Origin of the sequence: Cupriavidus necator (assembly GCF_013141915.1) — a bacterium.
GTDB lineage: Bacteria > Pseudomonadota > Gammaproteobacteria > Burkholderiales > Burkholderiaceae > Cupriavidus > Cupriavidus necator_B.
On sequence record NZ_SROX01000001.1, the window covers coordinates 944,480 to 964,600 of the forward strand.

At 67.7% G+C, this 20,121-nt stretch carries 15 protein-coding genes and 1 pseudogene; 9 read left to right on the forward strand and 7 right to left on the reverse strand.

Features of this window, described 5'->3' with window-relative positions; genetic code table 11:
- The first annotated feature begins 139 nt into the window (after positions 1-139).
- From E5S69_RS04220 to E5S69_RS04230, 3 genes are all read left to right on the forward strand, one after another.
- Positions 140-895 (forward strand): TerC family protein, encoded by a 756-nt coding sequence (locus E5S69_RS04220; protein ID WP_171513734.1) that lies wholly within the window; start codon positions 140-142, stop codon positions 893-895.
- Between the two features lie 107 nt (positions 896-1,002).
- Entirely contained in the window at positions 1,003-2,616 is a 1,614-nt protein-coding gene (locus E5S69_RS04225; RefSeq protein ID WP_171513735.1) for a glucan biosynthesis protein, read from the forward strand.
- A gap of 127 nt (positions 2,617-2,743) precedes the next feature.
- Entirely contained in the window at positions 2,744-3,436 is a 693-nt protein-coding gene (locus E5S69_RS04230) for a GntR family transcriptional regulator (protein WP_171513736.1), read from the forward strand.
- A gap of 8 nt (positions 3,437-3,444) precedes the next feature.
- Here E5S69_RS04230 and yedA read toward each other — a convergent pair whose 3' ends face one another.
- On the reverse strand, positions 3,445-4,320 hold the full coding sequence (yedA, locus tag E5S69_RS04235; protein WP_171513737.1) for a drug/metabolite exporter YedA: 876 nt from the start codon (positions 4,318-4,320) through the stop codon (positions 3,445-3,447).
- 214 nt (positions 4,321-4,534) lie between these two features.
- Positions 4,535-4,720 (reverse strand): hypothetical protein, encoded by a 186-nt coding sequence (locus E5S69_RS04240; protein WP_171513738.1) that lies wholly within the window; start codon positions 4,718-4,720, stop codon positions 4,535-4,537.
- 271 nt (positions 4,721-4,991) lie between these two features.
- Here E5S69_RS04240 and E5S69_RS32135 point away from each other — a divergent pair.
- The 3 genes and pseudogenes from E5S69_RS32135 to E5S69_RS04250 all read left to right on the forward strand — a co-directional run.
- Positions 4,992-5,419, forward strand: a pseudogene (locus E5S69_RS32135) (formate dehydrogenase-N subunit alpha); the annotation flags it as partial.
- A 94-nt stretch (positions 5,420-5,513) separates the two neighbouring features.
- On the forward strand, positions 5,514-6,491 hold the full coding sequence (locus tag E5S69_RS04245) for a Dyp-type peroxidase (RefSeq protein ID WP_171513739.1): 978 nt from the start codon (positions 5,514-5,516) through the stop codon (positions 6,489-6,491).
- A 51-nt stretch (positions 6,492-6,542) separates the two neighbouring features.
- Entirely contained in the window at positions 6,543-7,193 is a 651-nt protein-coding gene (locus E5S69_RS04250) for a DUF1345 domain-containing protein (RefSeq protein WP_171513740.1), read from the forward strand.
- 354 nt (positions 7,194-7,547) lie between these two features.
- Here the strand turns inward: E5S69_RS04250 and E5S69_RS04255 are convergent, their stop codons facing one another.
- Positions 7,548-11,510: an autotransporter outer membrane beta-barrel domain-containing protein gene (locus E5S69_RS04255; RefSeq protein ID WP_171513741.1), complete on the reverse strand. Its 3,963-nt coding sequence runs from the start codon at positions 11,508-11,510 to the stop codon at positions 7,548-7,550.
- A gap of 218 nt (positions 11,511-11,728) precedes the next feature.
- The gene (locus E5S69_RS04260) at positions 11,729-12,895 is read right to left on the reverse strand and encodes an acyl-CoA dehydrogenase family protein (RefSeq protein WP_171513742.1); all 1,167 of its coding nucleotides are present in this window, start codon (positions 12,893-12,895) and stop codon (positions 11,729-11,731) included.
- Positions 12,896-13,218: 323 nt separating this feature from the next.
- On the opposite strand from E5S69_RS04260, the gene E5S69_RS04265 reads away from it, so the two are divergent.
- From E5S69_RS04265 to E5S69_RS04275, 3 genes are all read left to right on the forward strand, one after another.
- The gene (locus tag E5S69_RS04265) at positions 13,219-14,532 is read left to right on the forward strand and encodes an acetyl-CoA hydrolase/transferase family protein (RefSeq protein ID WP_171513927.1); all 1,314 of its coding nucleotides are present in this window, start codon (positions 13,219-13,221) and stop codon (positions 14,530-14,532) included.
- A gap of 37 nt (positions 14,533-14,569) precedes the next feature.
- Positions 14,570-15,778 (forward strand): acetyl-CoA C-acetyltransferase, encoded by a 1,209-nt coding sequence (locus E5S69_RS04270; RefSeq protein ID WP_171513743.1) that lies wholly within the window; start codon positions 14,570-14,572, stop codon positions 15,776-15,778.
- Between the two features lie 82 nt (positions 15,779-15,860).
- Positions 15,861-17,393, forward strand: coding sequence for a class I adenylate-forming enzyme family protein (locus E5S69_RS04275; protein WP_171513744.1), 1,533 nt, complete (start codon positions 15,861-15,863; stop codon positions 17,391-17,393).
- Between the two features lie 5 nt (positions 17,394-17,398).
- On the opposite strand, the gene E5S69_RS04280 is transcribed toward E5S69_RS04275, so the two are convergent.
- From E5S69_RS04280 to E5S69_RS04290, 3 genes are all read right to left on the reverse strand, one after another.
- Positions 17,399-18,301 (reverse strand): LysR substrate-binding domain-containing protein, encoded by a 903-nt coding sequence (locus E5S69_RS04280; protein WP_171513745.1) that lies wholly within the window; start codon positions 18,299-18,301, stop codon positions 17,399-17,401.
- Positions 18,302-18,376: 75 nt separating this feature from the next.
- The gene (locus E5S69_RS04285) at positions 18,377-18,949 is read right to left on the reverse strand and encodes an AraC family transcriptional regulator (RefSeq protein ID WP_236901196.1); all 573 of its coding nucleotides are present in this window, start codon (positions 18,947-18,949) and stop codon (positions 18,377-18,379) included.
- A gap of 151 nt (positions 18,950-19,100) precedes the next feature.
- Complete coding sequence (locus tag E5S69_RS04290; RefSeq protein WP_171513747.1) at positions 19,101-20,009, reverse strand: LysR family transcriptional regulator; 909 nt, start codon at positions 20,007-20,009, stop codon at positions 19,101-19,103.
- Positions 20,010-20,121 lie beyond the last annotated feature (112 nt).

Below are 20,121 nucleotides of genomic sequence, written 5' to 3' on the forward strand. Positions count from 1 at the left end.
TGCACATGGCAACCTCGGCAAACGCGCATGGGTCAGCGCGCGTAAAGCTGCCCGCTGAAGCGACGCTGCGCTAACATGAGGTCTTCGTGCGCCTGGAGCGAGTCACCGCCGCGCCCTGCCCTCACATCCCGGAGCCTTCATGGAAGCGTCGCTGGCATTGCTGCAGGACCCCGCCGCCTGGGCGGCACTGGCCACGCTGGTGGCCATGGAAATCGTGCTGGGAATCGACAACCTGATCTTCATCTCGATCCTGACCAACAAGCTGCCAGAAGCGATGCGGGAGAAGGCGCGCAAGATCGGCATCAGCCTGGCTCTGCTGATGCGCCTGGCGCTGTTGGCCACCATCGCCATCATCGTCAAGCTCACCGAGCCGGTATTCACGATCCTGGGCCAGGGCCTGTCATGGCGCGACCTCATCCTGATCGCGGGCGGCGCCTTCCTGGTGTGGAAAGCCACGCGCGAAATCCACCATCATGTCACCGCGGACGAAGAAGGCGAGGAAGGCGGCACCGCCAAGGCGGTGCAGAGCTTTGCCTCGGCCATCGGCCAGATCCTGGTGCTGGACCTGGTGTTTTCGATCGACAGCATCATCACCGCGGTGGGCATGACCGAACATGTGCAGATCATGTTCGTCGCCGTGATCGCGGCGGTGATGGCGATGCTGTTCGCGGCGACACCGCTGGCCAACTTCATCAACCGCAACCCCACCATCGTGATGCTGGCGCTGGCCTTCCTGATGATGATCGGCATGACGCTGATTGCCGAAGGCCTCGGTACGCACGTGCCCAAGGGCTACATCTATACGGCGATGGCGTTCTCGGCCGCGGTCGAGGGGCTGAACATGCTGGCGCGGCAGCGGCGCCGGCGGCGCCGCGCCGCAGGCGGTGCACATTGAGGCGCGGGGGCCCTCCCCTGTAACAGAGGGTGTCCGAACTTTTCTGCAGCGGCGGCGTCTTTTACAGTTCTGCACAACCCCGGACAATAAAAGGACGCTTTCAGCACATGATGAACCGCCGAACCCTGCTGGTTTCCGCCACCGCCTCCGCCGCGCTTGCCGCCCTCGGCATCACCCCCTCGGTGCTGGCAGCCGGCCGGATCAAGCTGGGCGAGGCCCAGCCGTTCGGCTTCGACGCCCTGATCGACCGCGCCCGCGGACTGGCCGCCAAGCCCTACGCGCCGCCGCCCGCGCCGCCCGCGGAGGTGCTGTCCCGCATCGACTACGACGCCCACGGCAAGATCCGCTTCCGCACCGAGGACGCGCTCTTTGCCAACGGCCCCGGCCAGTTCCCGGTCACGTTCTTCCACCTCGGCACCTACTTCCGCACGCCGGTGCGCATGCATGTGATCGAGCGCGCCAAGGGCGGCACCGGCAAGGCCCGCGAGATCGTCTATGACGAGGCCTACTTCGACATGCCGGCCGACAGTCCCGCGCACAAGCTGCCGCCGGGCAGCGGCTTTGCCGGCTTCCGCTTCCAGGAAAGCCGCCTGGGCGACCAGAAGACGCGCGACTGGCGCAAGAACGACTGGGTCGCCTTCCTCGGCGCCTCCTATTTCCGCGCCATCGGCGAGCTGTACCAGTACGGCCTGTCCGCGCGCGGCATCGCCATCGACGTGGCCGAGGCGGGCAGGCAGGAAGAATTCCCGTCCTTCACCCACTTCTGGTTCGAAACCCCGGAGGGCAACGGCGATACCGTCACGGTCTACGCGCTGCTGGATGGACCCAGCATCGCCGGTGCCTACCGCTTCGTCATGCAGCGGGGCAAGGCCGTGATCATGGACGTGGAGTGCGCGCTGTTCCTGCGCAAGGATGTGTCCCGGCTGGGACTGGCGCCGCTGACCTCGATGTACTGGTTCTCGGAAAGCATCAAGGGCACCGCCGTCGACTGGCGCCCCGAAGTGCATGACTCCGACGGGCTGGCGCTGTGGAACGGCGCCGGCGAGCATATCTGGCGCCCGCTGAACAACCCGCCGCAGACCACCGCCTCGGCCTTCGCCGACGAGAACCCCAAGGGCTTCGGGCTGCTGCAGCGCGACCGGCTGTTCGACCACTACCAGGACGGCGTCAACTACGAGCGCCGTCCAAGCCTGTGGGTCGAGCCGCGCGATGGCTGGGGCGCCGGCTCGGTGCAGCTGGTGGAGCTGCGCACCGACGACGAGATCCACGACAACATCGTCGCCATGTGGGTGCCGAAGGCGCCGGCCAAGGCCGGCAGCACCTACCGCCTGCGCTACCGGCTGCACTGGGCGGCCGACGAGCCCTACCCATCGCCGCTGGCACGCTGCGTCGCCACGCGGCTGGGCAACGGCGGCCAGCCCGGCCAGCCGCGGCCCAAGGGCGTGCGCAAGTTCATGGTGGAGTTCAAGGGCGCGCCGCTGGAGAAACTGCCTTTCGGCGTCAAACCCGAAGCCGTGCTGACCGCCTCGCGCGGCACCTTTTCCTATGTCTTTACCGAAGCCGTGCCCAACGGCGTGGCCGGCCACTGGCGCGCGCAGTTCGACCTGACCACCGAGGGCGCCCAGCCGGTCGACCTGCGCCTGTTCCTGCGCCTGAACGGCAAGCCGCTGTCGGAAACCTGGCTGTACCAGTACCACCCGTTCCAGTCGCCCGCCGGCTGAGGCCCCGAGCGCGCGGGCTGGCGCCGGGCCGCCCGCTTTACACGTTATTGCGACGCCGTGATGTCAGGCTGGCGCGAGCGGGTATGATGGCTGGTTACGACAGTTCCACTGCATCCGTCAGCCTCACATGATTTCTCAAGAGTTCGCCGGCGCCGCCGAGGGCGGCCAGGCTGCATCGCTCCCGCGCTCGGAGCGCGCCTACCAGCAGCTGCGCGCCGCCATCCAGGCCGGCCAGCTTTCCCCCGGCACTCGCCTGCGCGAGGTGGAACTGGCCGAATCGCTGGGGTTGTCGCGCACGCCGGTGCGGGAAGCGCTGTCCCGGCTGGAGTCCGAAGGGCTGGTCGTCAATGAGCCCAACCGCGGCATGATGGTCACGCAGCTCGATGCCAGCATGGTCAGCGAGCTGTATGTGATGCGCGAAGTGCTGGAAGGCACCGCCGCCGCGCTGGCCGCGCGCCACGCCACCGACGTCGAGATCTCGCTGCTGCGCGATATCGTCGAGCGCGACCTCGCCATCGCCGACGATCCGGACCGGCTCGCCCTGAACAACCGGCTGTTCCATGAAACCCTGCACCGCTGCGCCCACAACCGCTACCTGCTGAAGACGCTGCGCTCGCTGCATGAGTCCATGGCGCTGCTCGGACGCACCACGCTGGCGGTGCCGGGGCGCGCGCGCAGCTCCTACGAAGAACATATCGCATTGGTGGAAGCGCTGGAACAGCGCGATCCCGCGCTGGCCGAGCAGATCGCGCGCCGGCACATCCAGCAGGCCTACAAGGTGCGGCTGTCGCTCTGGATCCAGGAGCAGTCGGGTAGCTGAGGCCGCGCTCAGGCGGCCTGGGCCCGCGCCGCGCGCAGCGTGCCCAGGCTCAGCACGACCAGTGCCGCCAGGATCAGCACCATCGCACCCAGCGTCTGCGACGCGATCTGCTCGCCGCCCAGCCAAGCGCCCATGGCCAGCGCCACCGGCGGGTTCACATAGACATAGCTCGCCGCCAGGGTCTGGCTGACCGTCGATACCAGGTACATATAGGCGGAGAACGCCACCAGCGAGCCCGCCACCACCAGGTAGACCCAGGCCCAGCCGGCCTGCACGCTGACCGACGACGGCCACGGCTCCTGCCGCAGCATCGACAGCGCCATCAGCACCGCGCCGCCGATCACCATTTCGGCGGCAAATGCCGCCGCCCCTGGCGGCAACTCCAGCCGGCGCGCCAGCTGCGAGCCGAAGGACCAGCTCGCCACCGCCAGCAACAGCGCCACCACACCGCCGGCACTGACCTGGAACTCCGCGCCCGCGGTCAGCACCAGGATGCCGGCGCTGCCGATGGCGATCGCCACATACTCAAACCACTTCGGCCGGTTGCCAAAGCAGGCCCCCCAGATCAGCGCAAAGATCGGCATCGACCCGATCATCACCGTGGTGGCGCCAGAGGAAATGGTCTGCTCGGCAATGGCCGTGAGGCCCATGCCGCCCACCAGCAGAAACAACGCCGGCACCGCGCAATGGCGCAACTGCCGCGCGGAGGGCATCGGCGTCCCGCGCCATGCCAGCCAGGCGGCCAGCAGCAGGCCCGCGCACAGGAAGCGCGTGCCCATCATGAACAGCGGCGGAAAGCTCTCCAGCGTAAAGCGGATCGCCAGGTAAGTCGTGCCCCAGACCACATAGGTGATCAGCAGGCACAGCAGGACCAGTGGGGACATGGGTCGGACGGTGTTCGGCAAAGGCATCCAAGATAGCCGTGTCCGTCGCCGCGACAAAACGAAAAGCGCTGGCAAGCGTTGCGAGAGTTATTCACAAAGCACTCAAGCGCTGCAGGCAAAACAAAACCGGCCGCGTTCACCCGGGCGGGCGCACGTATGGCCGGTTCTTCAACGCAGCCCGGCAGGGCCGCAACTACCGTACTGCTGCCAGGGCTCAGCCGTTGGCGTAAACCACCTTGGCCTGGCGGGCCTGGCTTTGCAGGCGCTCGACCACCGACTGCACGGCGGCGATGGCGCGCTTTACGTCGTGGGCGAAGCCCAGGCTTTGCGTGCCGAGCTCGCGCTCGATGAGTTGGCGTTCCAGTTGATCGGTCAGCTTGATATCGGATTGGGTGTTCATGGCGTCCTTCCTTTCGGGATTACCCTCATGGGGTTTTCCCTGATTGTAGCAGAGGAATTGTCGCAATGCAGCATTAGGTGAAAGTACGTACGCGGGGACGTCACTCACTGCCGCTGCGCAACCCCCTGCGCAGCGTCTCCTGCGCGCGCATTCAGTCCTTGTCGGACATAAAAATGGCGGAGAGCCCCGGCCCAATTCAAGGGGGGCCAGCGGAAAAAATGGCGATGAGACTACGATGACGACAACCACCAGTATTGGACGCCAGCGCTTCCTCGCACTGGACTGCCAAGCGCAGCTCTGCCACGGGCCCCGGTTTCGACCCTAGTCCCGTCGTTCGGACGCGGGGCGATGACACCTACCACTGGGTGGACATCAACCATGCCAATGTCGTCATTGGTCGGCTACCCGGCCGAGGCGCACCCGGTCGGCTTCAAGTGGGTCATCGAGGCCAAGATCAAGAACAAGGCCAAGGTCATCGTCATCGCTCCCCGCTTCAGCCGCACGGCCGCAGTAGTCGACATCTTCTCGCCAATCCGGGCGGGAGCGGACACGGTCCTTCCTGATGGGCCTGGTCAACCGGCTGCTACAGCACGACAAGACCAGCGCGATGACGTGCGCGCATACACCAACGCGTCGCTGATCGTGCGGGAAGATTCGGTTTCGAGGAAGCCAATTCTGCCCGGCCATGCGGCAAGACGGCCCAAGAGAGGCCCGGCAGTTCGTGTACTCTTACGCGTGAAATGCTCTACCGTTTGCGCGCAAGCGGATTGGCCCGGCCAACACACCGATTCCCATGCCCACCCGTCTCCCCGAATCCCAGGCTGTTTCAAGTGCCGTCACCCGCAGCGCGATCTTCCTCGTGGCGACGCTTGCCGATGGCGGCGACCACGCCGACACCGTGCGCGCATGGTGTGCCGACATTGCCGCGGTGGTGCGCGCCGTCGGCCATCGCGTGCCGGACGGCAACCTGTCCTGTGTCTGCGGCTTCGGTTCGCAGGCCTGGGACCGGCTCTTCGGCGCGCCCCGGCCCGCCGCCCTGCATCCGTTCCGCGAGTTCGGCGCCGGTGCGCGCATGGCCCCGGCAACGCCGGGCGACCTGCTGTTGCACATCCGCGCCGAATCGATGGACCTTTGCTTCGAGCTTGCCACGCAACTGCTCGGCAAGCTGGGGGACGCGGTCCGGGTGGTCGACGAGGTGCACGGCTTTCGCAACTTCGACATGCGCGCGATGATCGGTTTTGTCGATGGCACCGAGAATCCGACCGGCAGCGAAGCCGTCGGCTTCACCGTGATCGGCGAGGAAGACGCAGGGTTCGCAGGCGGCAGCTACGTCATCGTGCAGAAGTACCTGCACGACATGGCCGGATGGAACGCGCTGCCGGTCGAGGCCCAGGAACTGATCATCGGGCGCAAGAAGTTGTCGGACATTGAACTGGACGACCGTGTCAAGCCGTCGAACTCGCACAGCTCGCTGACCACGCTCGACGAGAACGGGCAGGAAGTGAAGATCCTGCGCAACAACATGATGTTTGGCCGCCCCGGTGCGGGGGAGTTCGGCACCTACTTCATCGCGTACGCCCGTTCGCCGGCACCGATCGAGCAAATGCTCGAGAACATGTTCGTGGGCCGGCCGCCCGGCAACTACGACCGGCTGCTCGACTTCAGCCGGGCCGTCACCGGCGGCCTGTTCTTCGTTCCGTCGGCGGACCTGCTCGAAGCGCCGGCGGAGCGCAAGGGGCCTGCCGATGGCGCTTCCCGCGCATCAGCGTGACCATGCCGCACACCCTGGGTGCCTTGCCGCAACGCGCATCCGCGTCGCCATATGACCTCTTCCGCTGAAACCGGCATCGGCGGGCGCATCGCGCCGCCACGCTTCCTGCTGTGCGGCGCCCTGCTGCTGGTCGCGACGGCCGCGGCGTGGGCGCTTGGCGCGGAAGCACGCATCGCGCTGCTGATTGGCTTCGACCTCGCCGCGCTGGTCTTCCTCGGCGCCGCGCTGCCGCTGTTGCGGGCCGATCCTGCGGCGATGCGGCGCACGGCGGAACGCAACGATGCCAACCGCGCGGCGCTGCTCACGATCTCGGTGCTGCTGTCGCTGGTGATCCTGTTCGCGATCGGCACGCTGATCGCTCGTCCCGAGACGCCACATTGGGTCGATGTCGTGCTGATCGTGGCCACCCTCGCCCTCGCGTGGCTGTTCGCCAACACCGTTTTCACGCTGCACTATGCCCACCTGTACTACCTGCAGTGCGCCAGCGGCGACCGCGGTGGCCTGGAGGTGCCGGGTGTGCGCGAGCCTGACTACTGGGACTTCCTCTACTTCAGCCTGACGCTGGGCATGACCTTCCAGACTTCCGACGTCACCATCACCGGCGCCCATATGCGCAAGGTGGTGCTGGGCCACTGCTTTGCCGCGTTCCTCTTCAACATGGGGATCCTGGCCTTCACCGTCAACGCGCTGGGCGGCTTGTAATGGCAAGGCCGCGGCTGGCGGCGCTTGCCGGGGCATCTGTCGTGCGGCCGCGATCCCTCCGGCGCAAGCGCGGCCGCGCATGGCGGGATTACCCACGGGTGCGGCCGGATCGTTGCGGTGACACCAGAGTAGATTTCCGGCGGGCTGGCCGGTGTGTACAAAGCGGGGGGTGGAAAGTGAGCACAGTGTTCGCGAGGGAATACCGGCTCCAGACCGCTGCCCGCGCGAAGCCGAGTTGACACCGCAGCAGATTGAACAACTGCACGGCGCCGCCAAAGTAAGCGCCACCGCGGCCAACGTCACCCCTCAGCCAATTCCCCTTGACAGGCGCGGATCGACGCACAACCGCCAAAGCTAGAACACATAGCGAGCGCCGGCATTGAACAGCCACCCCTGGATGCCGCCACGCCCCATCGCATGCTGGTACGAGACCCGGCCATACAGCGACAGCCGCCCGGTCGGCATTCCGTTGACCCCAAGCGACAACTGGTAGGCGTCGCCCAGTTTGCCGGAGTCGAACTGCACCTCGCCGACATGCACGTTGGTGCCGCCGGTAAAGGCATGGAACAGGTCAAAGCCGAGGTATGGCGTGACGCGGCCCCCGGCGACGGTCACCGGCCGCGTCAGGCGCACGCCGGCGCGGCCCACCAGTTGGTTCTGCGAACCGATGTTGACTTCCAGATCATCGATGTCGATGTTGTTCCGGAAGCTGACATGCTGCCCGATCAGCTGCAACTGCGGCTCCAGGTTCAGTCCATATGGCATGGCCAACGGATAACCGGCTTCGATCGACGCGGCGAACAGGCTGCCGTCCATCGCGCCGGCCTTGCCGCGCGCTTGCGTCGACACGTCGCCATCGAACCATCCGCCTGACAGGATCCCGTCGACGTACCAGCCCTGGTTGCTCTGGTAGGTGCCGTAGCCGCTGATGCGGTAGATGGTCGCGCGTGTGCTGCTCGGCCCGTCGGCGGCGTGCGGCGAAAAGTGGAGCCAGCCGATCGAACCGGCCAGGCCGAACCGCCAGAGTCCGGTCTCGTCTTCCTGGCGGAACAGGTTGCCGCCCAGGTGGATGGCAGCGTAATCGCCGCTGGCGTTATAGCCGTAGCGTTCAAACGGCTGGTTGCTGGTGTAGCGGAAGTTGCCGCCGTAGGCGCGGAAGAACATCTCGCCGGGCCCCTGGTCCCGCGCCAGCGCGCGGTCGTCGCGCACCTCGCCGAGGCGCCGGTGCAGGGAGTCGAGGTCGAGCATGCCCGCATGCAGGAAGGCGGCCGGCGCGGTGACATAGGACGCCACCTGCGGCGCCACCGCGGGCCGCGCATCGGGCGGAATCGGCTGGTCGGGGTCGGGTACCACCGGGCCATCGGGCTCGACATAGGCGCTCTGCAGACGGTAGTCCCAGTACGACGACGCATTGCCCACCAGCGACGCATTGGCATCGGCCGCGCTGATCGACGAACCGGGGCCATAGGCGTACAGGCGATAGGCATAGGGCGAATTGGCGGCGGTGACATAGCCCCCTTTCAGCGCGAACGCGTCCGGCGTGGAATTGCCGGCGACCTGGACCACCGAGATCCCTTCGCTGGCATTGACCACGCCCGTGGGCGAGGTGATCGCGCCCGGGCTGGTGGCGACCGGCTTGACCTGGATGGCGGTCGTGCCGCTTGCCGTGCCATGGACCAGCAGGCGATCGGTGAACTGCTGCGCCCGGCTGCCGCCCTCGTCGAGGAAGGTATTCAGGGCCACCACGCCGCTGCTGCCGGCATAGTCGCCCCTGACGGTAACCGTGTGGTACGCATTGCCTGGGATCGGGCTTGCCCGCAGCGAGCGCCGCCGGCCGAGCGGCAAGCCTGGCGCCGCCTGCACGTCGATCACGCTGCTGTCATTGCCGAGGTTGGTCAGCACCGAACTAGCGGTCACGTTCCAGCGGCTGCCCTGCGCGAGGTTCAGGGTCGACTGGCTGTCGCTGCCGGTCAGGGCGGCGCCGGTCAGCGTCGACGCGCTGGCGTTCAGCGTCGCCACGCCCGGCACATTGACCGGCGTGCCAGCGGACGTATCCTGACGGCCCATCACCTGCAGCGCCGCCACGCCTTGAATGGTGGTGCCGCTCGCCGCAATGGTGGCAGCCCCGCCCGCGACGCTGATCGCCGCGCCGGCGTCCGACACCACCGAGCTGTTCGCAAGCGTCACGGTCTCGGTCGTTCCCAACGCTTGCGCCAGCGCCGGCACCGGCGGCGCCGACACAACCGGTGCCGGCGCGCCGTCGTCGTTCGGCGGCGCAACCGGAGCCGGTGCCGGTGCGGCATTGGCAATGGCGCTGGCCGACGCCGCGTCGGCGACACCCAGCAGATGGATGCCGGCGGCACCGGGCCCGGCGGCATGCAGCGATGCGCCCGCGGCACTGAAGCGGCCACCGGAACTGATCCGAACCGCATGCGCGCCGGCACCACCGGTGGTGACGGACACGCCCGTCCCCTGCGCGTTGGGCGCGAGGTCGACCGTGGCATCGTTGATATAGATGCCATGGGCATTGGCGGCGCTACCGGTATCGACGCGGCCACCCGCCAGGCTCAGTGCGGTGCCTTGCCATGCATAGATGCCAATGCCGCCGCCGCTGGTACCGATATCGAAGTTGCTGCCGGTGTAGGCAGTGGCTCCGCCCTCGAACACGGCCCCGTGCGCGCCGGCCCCGGCGGTGCGCACCGCCATGCCGTCGATCTGCGCCGATGGCGCGCCGATCAGCCGCAAGCCATAGGCGTTCTGGCCCTGGGTCGCCAGCATGAGGTTGCGCGCGTGCAAAGTGGAGCCGTTGTACGCATAGATGGCGTGGTCGTCCGCCGTGGCTGTGCTGACCGAGACATCGGTCAAGTCCAGCGTCGAGGCCGTGGCCTGCACCCCGCGCGTGGCCCCGCTTCCGCTGGTGATTGCCGTGCCGGTGGCGCGCAGGGTCGCGCCGTCGCTCAGATAGACACCATAGGCGCCGCCGTGCACCGTGCCGCGGGTCAGTTCCACCGTGGTGCCGACGGCATAGAGGCCGACCGCGGCGGCACTCGATATCGCCGTATCGGTGGCGCGCAGGCTGCCGCCGGCGCTGACGTACGCGCCGTGGCCGTTGGCGAGGGCGCCGCTGAGCCCGCCCCCGGTCATCGTCAGCGACGATCCGGCGCCATTGACCCAGGTTCCCATACCGGCGTCGCCCTGCGCGGCAAACTGACTCTGGCTCGCCACGACGGTGGCGCCCCCCGCAACGTACAGGCCACGGGCACTGGGGCCCGTGGCCGTCACCGTGGCGGCCAGCGCGTTCAGGGTGCCGCTGCTGACAAAGATGCCGTGGGCGCTGGTCCCGGCGGTCGTGACCGCGGCACCGTCGAGCGTGGTGGCCGTATTGCCATACAGGTAGAGGCCGTAGGCGGTGTTGCCCTGCGTGCGGACGGTGCCGCCGGTCACGGACAAGGTCGAGCCGGCGGCCTCGATGCCGTATGCACTTGTGCCCTGCGTGGTGACATCGGTGCCGGCCAGCGTGCCCGTGGCGCCGTTCAGGTAGAGCCCGCGGGCGCCGGCAAGACTGGTGTTCACGTTGCCGCCGGCGGTTTCGATCCTGGCGCCGCTAAAGGCAAAAATACCGTAGGCCCCGGCGCCCTGCACCGTGACATCGGTGTCGGTCAGCTTCACCAGTGCGCCGCCCCAGGCCAGCACCCCATGCCCGTTGCCGGTGGTCTGCAGCGTGGCGTTGCGCACGTCCGCCGACGCGAACCCTCCGTAGGCCCGGATCGCGTTGGCATCGGGGCCATCGGCTGACATCACCATGCCGGCGCCGGTGAAGAGCGAGGGACCGGTCTCGCCCGGGATGTAGATGCCATGCGCACTTTGGCCATGCCCGCGTACATAGGTCAGGCGCCCCGGATCGCTGCTGCCGACGACGGTCAGCGTTCCGTTGGCCACATACAGTGCGGTGTTGGGCGCGCCTGCCCGATAGTCGGATTCGATGACAATGGCACCCGGCGCAGGACCCAGGTCAGGATTGATGATCGCCGAACCCCGCGATGCCACCGACACCCCGGCGCCACCGAAGCCGAACGGATACGGCGGCTGCGGATAAATCGTGGTGTTGCCCTGGATCACCCCGTCGGTGCCGAAAAACTGGAAGGCCGCATCGAAAGAGCCGGGCCCGTAGGTGCCTGACGGCGTGACGTTGGATTGCGCCGGCACACCGCCGGCGTACACCAGCCCCGCAATCACGGCAGCCAGCGGCGTCAGCCGCCATGGTGTGCCGGCATTCCTATCGCGGGCGGCGCAGCGGCGCTTCTGCTCCTTTGACATAGTGCATATCCTTGACGGACGCTACGGTCCCAGAAGCGGCCAGCACTGCGGGCGGGCGACCGCCAGACCGCAATGTCAGCGCTGGGATGGATGCCGAATGTCGGCAGGCGGCAGCGAAGCGGGGTTCCGCATTCGCCACCTGTAGCATGCACTAAGAACGCCGAAAATCAATTTATTGTTTCTTGCCTGCCATTTAAGTTATTTTTTGCTGCCCCCCCTCAGAACGAGCGCGGCAGGCCCAGCACGTGCTCGGCAACGAAGGAGTAGATCAGGTTGGTCGAGATCGGGGCCACCTGGTACAGGCGGGTCTCGCGGAACTTGCGCTCGACATCGTACTCGCAGGCAAAGCCGAAGCCGCCGTGGAATTGCAGGCAGGCGTTGCCGGCCTCCCAGCTGGCCTTGGCGGCCAGGTACTTGGCCATATTGGCCTGCGCGCCCATGGACTCGTGCTTGTCGAACAGTTCACAGGCCTTCCAGCGCATCAGGTTGGCCGCCTCGAGTTCGATGAACGACTCGGCGATGGGGAACTGCACGCCCTGGTTCTGGCCGATGGGGCGGCCGAAGACTTCGCGCTCCTTGACATACTTGGTGACGCGGTCCATGAACCAGTAGCCGTCGCCGATGCACTCGGCGGCGATCAGCGTGCGCTCGGCATTGAGGCCATCGAGGATGTACTTGAAGCCCTTGCCCTCTTCGCCGATCAGGTTCTCCTCGGGAATCTCCAGGTCCTCGAAGAACAGTTCGTTGGTCTCGTGGTTGACCATGTTGGGGATGGGGCGCACGGTCAGGCCCTTCTTCTGCGCCTCGTGCAGGTCGACCATGAAGATCGACATGCCCTCGCTCTTTTTCTTCACCTCGGCCAGCGGCGTGGTGCGCGCCAGCAGGATCATGAAGTCGCTGTGCTGCACGCGGCTGATCCACACCTTCTGGCCGTTGACGACGTAGCGGCCGTCCTTCTTTACCGCCGACGTCTTGATCTTGGTGGTGTCGGTGCCGGTGGTGGGCTCGGTCACGCCCATCGACTGCAGGCGCCATTCACCCGAGGCGATCTTCGGCAGGTACTTCTCCTTCTGCGCCGTCGATCCGTGCCGCAGCAGCGTGCCCATGTTGTACATCTGGCCGTGGCAGGCGCCGGAATTGCCGCCGCAGCGGTTGATTTCTTCCATGATGACCGAGGCTTCGGTCAGGCCCAGGCCGGAGCCGCCGTATTCCTGTGGAATCAGTGCCGCGAGCCAGCCCGCCGCGGTCAGCGCATTGACGAAGGCCTCGGGATAGGCGCGCTGCTCATCCACCTTGCGGAAGTACTCGTCGGGAAACTCCGCGCACAGCGCACGGATGGCATCGCGGATTTCGTGGAAATTGTTCGATAGGGTGTGTTCGATCATGGCGCTGCCTTGCGGTCGGTCTGTGTCGGTGGCGATCAGTCTTGGCGATCGGTATGTGGCGGCCGCGGCGGATGGCCGATGCCTCGCGATAGCCGCAATGGTCGCGGCGTTCGGCCGGCTGGACAATCAGCCTTTCCGAAAGCGCGCCTTCCACGCGGCTTAAGTCGGGTCGGGTGGCGCGCTTCCGGCCTTTTCGCAATCGCCAAAGCCGGCCATTGGCATTGTCGAATAGCGCAAACACGGCTTTGGCGACATGCTTCGGGCTATCCGGCGCATGCCGGCTCACTTCCGGCCGTGTGCCGCCCTAACGTTTCCCCGTGGACATGCACGACCTGGCCTCCCGACTGCAAAGCCTGATCCGCCCCGGCGACCACCTCTGGTGGGGACAAGCCACCGCCGAGCCGCTGACGCTGACGCGCGCGCTGGTGGCACACCGCCATGCGCTCGCGCAGGGCGGGCGGCTCAGCGTCTTTGTCGGCATCGGGCAGTCGGATACGCTGCAGCCGGAGCAGGCCGACGTCATCGATTTCTTCGGCTATGCCGCCAGCGGGCCGCATCGCCGGCTGGCCAGTGCCGGCGTGCTGGACATCGTGCCGAGCCATTATTCGCACCTGCCGGGGCTGATCCGGCACGGCACGCTGCGCGCCGACGTGGTGCTGGTGCAGGTCTCGCCGCCTGATGAACAAGGGCGCCACAGCCTGGGCCTGGTGCATGAATACCTGCCGGCGGCGCTCGACCGGGCCCGCGTCATCATTGCCGAAGTGAACCCCGAGGTGCCGTGGACCCATGGCAGCCGTTATCTCACCGCGGAGCAGATCGACCTGCAGGTTGATGCGCGCTACGGGCCCATCAGCCTGGAACGCGGCGCTCCCGGCCCGGCCGAACAAGCCATTGCGCGCCACATCGCCGGCTGGGTGGAAGACGGCGCGACCCTGCAGATGGGCATCGGCAACCTGCCCGAGGCAGTGGTGGCAGCGTTGCATGACCGCCGCGACCTGGGGCTGCACAGCGGCGCGGTCGGCGACGGCATTGCCGCGCTGGCCGAAGCCGGCGTGCTGACCAACGCACGCAAGAGCATCGATACCGGCATCGGCATCGGCGGCATCCTGATGGGCAGCGAACGGCTGCGGCGCTGGGCCCATCGCAATCCGCAACTGCAGCTGCGCGAGACCGCCTATACCCACCACCCAGAAGTGCTCGCCGGCATCGACCGGCTGACCGCGATCAATTCCGCCATCGAGGTCGACCTGACCGGCCAGGTCAATGCCGAAGTGGCCGCCGGCGTCTATGTCGGCGCGGTGGGCGGCGCGGTGGACTTCCTGCGCGGCGCCGCGCGCAGCCGCGGCGGGCTGCCGATCGTGGCACTGCCGGCAACCGCCAGGGGCGCGAGCCGCATCGTCGCGCAATTGTCCGGTCCGGTCAGCACGCCCCGCGCCGATGCCGGGCTGATCGTCACCGAGCATGGCGTGGCCGACCTGCGCGGCCAGACCCTGTCGCAGCGCGTGCGCCGCATGCTGGACCTTGCTGCCCCCGAACACCGTGCGGACCTGGAGCGCCAGGCCCATGCGCTGCTGCGCCAGTGCGGCGCGGCCTTCGTCGCCGTCTCTGCCCTTCCCCGGCAGGCGTCGACCGACTAACTTGATGATTTATCCCCCGAATTCCAAGGAGACTTCCATGCGCAGAGCTGCAATCGTCACCCCCCTTCGCACCCCCGTCGGCACCTTCGGCGGCAGCCTGCGCCCGGTACCGGTCGAAGAACTGGCCGCGACCGCCGTGCGCGCCGTGGTGGAACGCAGCGGCATCGATCCCGCGCGCATCGACGACGTGGTCTTTGCCCAGTCCTACGCCAACAGCGAAGTGCCGTGCGTGGGCCGCTGGGCCGCGCTGCAGGCTGGCCTGCCGGTGGAAGTGCCGGGCATGCAGCTAGATCGCCGCTGCGGCGGCGGCCTGCAGGCCATCGTCACCGCATCGATGATGGTGCAGAGCGGCGCCGCCGACGTGGTGATCGCCGGCGGTGTCGAAAGCATGAGCAATATCGAGTACTACACCACCGACATGCGCTGGGGCGCCCGTTCCGGCAACGTGCGCTTCTTCGACCGCCTCGACCGCGGCCGCGAACGCTCGCAGCCGGTGGAACGCTTCGGCAAGATCTCCGGCATGATCGAGACCGCCGAGAACCTGGCGCGCGACTACGGCATCAGCCGCGACGACGCCGACGCCTTTGCCGTGCGCAGCCACCAGCGCGCCGCCGCGGCCTGGGAGGCCGGGCGCTTCGACGCCGAGATCGTGCCGGTGCAGGTGCCACAGCGCAAGGGCGAGCCGGTGCCGTTCACGCGTGATGAAGGCTTCCGCCCGCAGACCACGCTCGAGAGCCTGGCCAAGCTGCGCGTGCTGATGCCGAACGGCACCGTCACCGCGGGCAACGCCAGCCAGCAGAACGATGCATCGGCCGCCTGCCTGATCGTGGCCGAGGACAAGCTCGCCGAACTCGGCCTGACGCCGATGGCCTCGCTGGTGGGCTGGGCGGCTGCCGGCTGCGAGCCTTCGCACATGGGCATCGGCCCGGTGCCGGCGGTGAAGAAGCTGCTGGCGCGCCTGAACCTGACCCTGGACCAGATGGACCTGGTCGAGCTGAACGAGGCCTTTGCCTGCCAGGTGCTGGCCGTGCTCAAGGGCTGGGACTGGCAGGACCAGGACGCCATCGAGCAGAAGCTCAACGTGAACGGCTCGGGCATCTCGCTGGGCCATCCGATCGGCGCTACCGGCGTGCGCATCCTGGCCACGCTGCTGCATGAGCTGCAGCGCCGAGGCGGCCGCTACGGCCTGGAAACCATGTGCATCGGCGGCGGCCAGGGCATTGCCGCGGTGTTCGAACGCTACTGAGCCCGCTTCGGCGGCGTGCGGCCCGGCCCGTTCCTGCCGCACGCCCGCCGGACGGTCCGCCCTTTATATGGATTCCCGCAAGATGCCACCGGACCGCGACCCCCAAGCCAGAATCAGCGATATCCCGCGCCACTGGGCCGAGCACAGCCCCGGCCATGTCGCCGTCTTCGAAGAAGACCGGACCACCACCTACGCGCAACTGTGGGCCGGCATCGGGGACGCGCAGCGCTATCTGCAGTCGCAGGGCGTGGGCACCGGCGACCGGGTGCTGGTGGTGGCCGAGAACTGCCTGGCCGTGATCACGCTGGTATTCGCGTTGTCTGAGCTGGGCGCATGGCCGGTGGTCGTCAACGCGCGCTTGTCCGAGCGCGAAATCGAAGTGATCCGCGCCCACTGCCAGCCGCGGCTGATGTTGTTCACCCACGCCGCGTCGCCGGATGCGCTGCGCCACGGCGTGCATTACCGGGCCAGGGAGATTGCCCCACCTGGCCTGGGCCCGCTGATGGCCGGCGCCACCGACGGGACCGCCGCGCGCGAGCCCGAAGCGCTGGCGCGCGACGTGGCCGCGCTGATCTACACGTCGGGCACCACGGGACAGCCCAAGGGGGTGATGGTCACCCATCGCGGCCTGCTGCACTTCGCCGATGTCACCGTGGCGTCGCGCCGCATGCGGGCCGACGATTGCGCCTACGCGGTGATGCCGATGTCGCATGTGTTCGGGCTGGGCACGCTGCTGGTCTCTACCCTGCACGCCGGCGCCAGCCTGTACCTGTGCGCGCGCTTCAATGCGGCGGACCTGACCGCCGCCATCCGGGACGGCGCGATCACGCTGCTGCAGGGCGTGCCGACCATGTTCAGCCGCATCCTGGCCCATCTGCGGGCCACCGGCGCGGCCTTGCAGCCGTCGCCGCGCCTGCGCTATCTCTACACCGGCGGGGGGCCGCTCGACCCGACGCTCAAGCAGGATGTCGAAGCGGCGTTCGGCCAGCCGCTGCACCATGGGTACGGCATGACCGAGTACGCGGGGTCGATGTTCGTGACACGCATGGACCACCCGCGCACCGATTGCGCCGCGGGCGAGATCGTCACGGGCGCTGAGCTGCAGGTGGTGGGCGCTGACGGCAAGCCGTTGCCAACGGGGCAAACTGGCGAGCTCTGGATCCGCGGGCCGGGTGTGATGCGCGGCTACTACCGCGCGCCGGCACTGACCGCCGACGCGCTGCGGCCGGGTGGGTGGCTGAACACCGGCGATATCGGGCGGCTCGATGCCGACGGCGCCTTGTTTATCGTCGGCCGCACCAAGGACCTGATCATCCGCTCGGGCTTCACCGTCTATCCGATCGAAGTCGAATCGGTACTCAACACCCACCCGTCGGTACGGGTGTCGGCCGTGATCGGCCAGCCCGCCGAGGACGGCAATGAGGAAGTGATCGCCTTCGTCGAGCTCCGGCAAGGCGAGCGTTTCGACGCGCCGGCGTTGCATGACTACCTGGTCGAACGCCTGTCGCCCTACAAGCGCCCGGAGCGGATCGTGCGCGTGGCGGCCATGCCGGCCACGGCCAGCGGCAAGCTGCTGAAGCACCAGCTGCGGCAGCTGATGGCAGGCCAGGCGTAGCCAGTTCAGTCCTGGCGCCCCTGGCCGTCTTCCACCAGCAGGTCCACCAGCTTGCGCGCGAACAGCGGCAACGCGTCGAGGTCGGCCACGCAGATCTGCAGCTGGCGCTCGGCCCAGTCATCATCGAGCTGGACGATGCGCAGCGCCATGGCCCTGGCATGGCGCTGCGCGGTGGTCTCCGGCAACACCCCGACGCCCACGTTGGCCTCGATCATGCGGCAGGCGGTCTCGAAATTGCTGACCTGCACGCGCCAGCGCAGGCTGCGCTGCAAGTCCGCCGCGGCCCGCTTCAGGAAGTTGTGGATGGCGCTGTCTTCAGGCAGGCCGATGAAGTCGTAGTCCAGCGTATCGATGAAATCCACGCGCCCGCGCTCGGCCAGCGGGTGGCTCAGCGCAGTGGCCAGCACCAGCCGGTCGCGCCGGTAGGGCATGACTTGCAGCCCCTCGGTGCGCACGTTGCCGGCGATGATGCCGATGTCGACGATGCCCTCCTGCACCGCGCGCACGATATCCGGGCTGAGCCGTTCGTGCATGTCGATGGTCACGTCCGGATGGCTGACCAGATAGCTGCGCAGCACCGCCGGCAGGAATTCGCTCATTGCGGTGGTATTGGCGAACACGCGCACATGGCCTTTGACGCCGGCCGCGTATTCCTGCAGGTCGCCGCTCAGCTGCTCCAGCTGGCGCAGCACGCGGCGCGCGTGGGCCAGCAGGGTCTCGCCCGCCCCGGTCACCTTCACGCCCTGGCTGCTGCGGCTCAGCAGCTTGACCCCGACGTGTTCCTCCAGGTTCTTGATGCGGGTGCTGGCCGCGGCCAGCGACAGGTGGGAACGCTGCGCACCGCCGGTCAGGCTCTGGGCCTCCGCGATATGCGTGAACAGTTTCAGGTCGACCAGATCAAAGCGCATGACATCCTTCCCGGGCGTAACACCGGATTATCTCGCAAACCGCGGCGCTGCACCCCCGCGGCCCGCGCCGCGGGGTCACGCCACCGAGCGCTGCCGCGGCACGGCGTGCCCGGCGGACAGCCGCCGCGCGGCTTCCAGCGAAACGCCGAAGCGGTCATAGAATGCGCTGTCCAAATCACCGTTGGCGGGCCACCCGACCCGCCGCCTGGCCTCGCCAGGGGCCGCGTCGCCGGCCATGACGTCGAACAGCAGGCGCATCAGCCGTTGCGTGCGGCAAAGGTCGGTCAGCGCGGTCCCCTGGGCGAACAACGCACGCCGCAGTTGCGCCGCCGACATGCCGAGCCGCTCGGCGATAAAGGCCGCGTTCCAGGCGTACTGCGGCTGCAGGAAAACCCGCTTGGCAATGCGGTGATGCAGGCATTCCGACGGTTGTGCCGGGCTCAGCCCCAGCATCTCGAGCGTGCATGCCGCGGGCCTGGCGCTACTGCCTTCCAGGTGCAGCGCAAAGGCTTCGAACGGGTCAAGGATGGCCTGCTGGCCGGGCAGCAGCACCCGCTCGTAGCCGCGCCGCCTGACCACCACCCTGCCGCGCTCGGCGCCGACCGACAGCGGGAACGCCAGCAACAGCTGCTGCAGGCTGGCGTGCATGGAAGACTGCAGATGGACGTGCATGGCGGATAGGGGGATATGACGGATCTCGGGCCGGACGGCATCAACAGATATGATCGCCGCAATCCGCGCTGGCCGCCTCTGCCATTCCCGAATGCTCCGTTCGCCGCCGCCGCATGCCAGTGCGACTTCACGCCGCCGGAAACGCCTTGACCAGGTGCCGCAGCAGGCCGTCCGCGACCGGCGACAAATGCCGGCCGGCGCGCGTCAGGATATGGATGCGGCTGTTGTTCAGGATGGGATTGGCCATGGGCAGCGACACCAGTTGCCGCAGTTGCGGTTCCTTCAGCGGCACCGAACGGGCCGTCAGGATGTAGCCCAGCCCCATCGCCGCGTATTCCCACAGCACCTTGAACGAGTTGGTCACCAGCATCGGCTTGAGCGTGATGTGCTCGTCCAGCTCCGCCGCCTGCACATGCTTGCGCACGCCGAACGAACCGGACAGGAACGCGCCCTGGTGCTGCGCCAGGTCCGACAGCGTCAGCGCGCGACGGCGCCGCGCCAGCGGATGGTCCTTGTGCACGTGCGCGCGGATCGGCGACAGGCGCGAGTAATGCGAGTGCAGCCGCGCATCGTCGGGCGGCTGGAACACGAAGCCGATATGGGCCAGGTCCTCTAGCAGCAGGCGCACGGTCTCGTCGGTGCCCGCCACCTGGATGCTGCAGGTGACGTCGGGGTGCTTGCGCAGGAAGCCCTGCAGCACGGGTTCCAGCACCAGGTCGACAAAGCCTTCGCCGAAGGACAGCTCGACGTGGCCGCGCTGGGCGTTCTTCAGGTTGTTGACCTCGGCCAGGAAGGTGTCGTTCAGGTCCTGCTGGCGCCGCGCAAACAGCGCCAGCAGCCGTCCCGCGTCGGTGGCCACCACGCCGCGCCCGCGCCGTTCAAGCAGGGTCAGGCCGGTGTCCTGCTCCAGCTTGGCCACGGCACGGCTGACCACCGAGGGGTCCAGCTCCAGCACGTCGGCGGCGCCGCGCACCGAGCCCGTTTCGATGATCTGCAGCAGGCACAGTGCCCGCTTGCGGTCCAGCACGTCTTCCATGTCTCGGTCTCCTGCGGCGGCGGTTGAGCGGCGCCTGAAGGAAGCGCCACGCGTTCTTTTATCGTTGCATTTTATACAACGATTTACCGCTATCGTTGTCATGGTTTCGGCG

Excerpts from the sequence above, each read along its gene's own strand:
- E5S69_RS04265 (WP_171513927.1), top strand. The coding sequence starts at position 13,219 with ATGCACGACCTGGCCTCCCGACTGCAAAGCCTGATCCGCCCCGGCGAC.
- E5S69_RS04250 (WP_171513740.1), top strand. The coding sequence starts at position 6,543 with ATGACCTCTTCCGCTGAAACCGGCATCGGCGGGCGCATCGCGCCGCCA.
- yedA (WP_171513737.1), bottom strand. The coding sequence starts at position 4,320 with ATGTCCCCACTGGTCCTGCTGTGCCTGCTGATCACCTATGTGGTCTGG.
- E5S69_RS04230 (WP_171513736.1), top strand. The coding sequence starts at position 2,744 with ATGATTTCTCAAGAGTTCGCCGGCGCCGCCGAGGGCGGCCAGGCTGCA.
- E5S69_RS04220 (WP_171513734.1), top strand. The coding sequence starts at position 140 with ATGGAAGCGTCGCTGGCATTGCTGCAGGACCCCGCCGCCTGGGCGGCA.
- E5S69_RS04280 (WP_171513745.1), bottom strand. The coding sequence starts at position 18,301 with ATGCGCTTTGATCTGGTCGACCTGAAACTGTTCACGCATATCGCGGAG.
- E5S69_RS04255 (WP_171513741.1), bottom strand. The coding sequence starts at position 11,510 with ATGTCAAAGGAGCAGAAGCGCCGCTGCGCCGCCCGCGATAGGAATGCC.
- E5S69_RS04245 (WP_171513739.1), top strand. The coding sequence starts at position 5,514 with ATGCCCACCCGTCTCCCCGAATCCCAGGCTGTTTCAAGTGCCGTCACC.
- E5S69_RS04285 (WP_236901196.1), bottom strand. The coding sequence starts at position 18,949 with ATGCACGCCAGCCTGCAGCAGCTGTTGCTGGCGTTCCCGCTGTCGGTC.
- E5S69_RS04270 (WP_171513743.1), top strand. The coding sequence starts at position 14,570 with ATGCGCAGAGCTGCAATCGTCACCCCCCTTCGCACCCCCGTCGGCACC.
- E5S69_RS04275 (WP_171513744.1), top strand. The coding sequence starts at position 15,861 with ATGCCACCGGACCGCGACCCCCAAGCCAGAATCAGCGATATCCCGCGC.
- E5S69_RS04240 (WP_171513738.1), bottom strand. The coding sequence starts at position 4,720 with ATGAACACCCAATCCGATATCAAGCTGACCGATCAACTGGAACGCCAA.
- E5S69_RS04260 (WP_171513742.1), bottom strand. The coding sequence starts at position 12,895 with ATGATCGAACACACCCTATCGAACAATTTCCACGAAATCCGCGATGCC.
- E5S69_RS04290 (WP_171513747.1), bottom strand. The coding sequence starts at position 20,009 with ATGGAAGACGTGCTGGACCGCAAGCGGGCACTGTGCCTGCTGCAGATC.
- E5S69_RS04225 (WP_171513735.1), top strand. The coding sequence starts at position 1,003 with ATGATGAACCGCCGAACCCTGCTGGTTTCCGCCACCGCCTCCGCCGCG.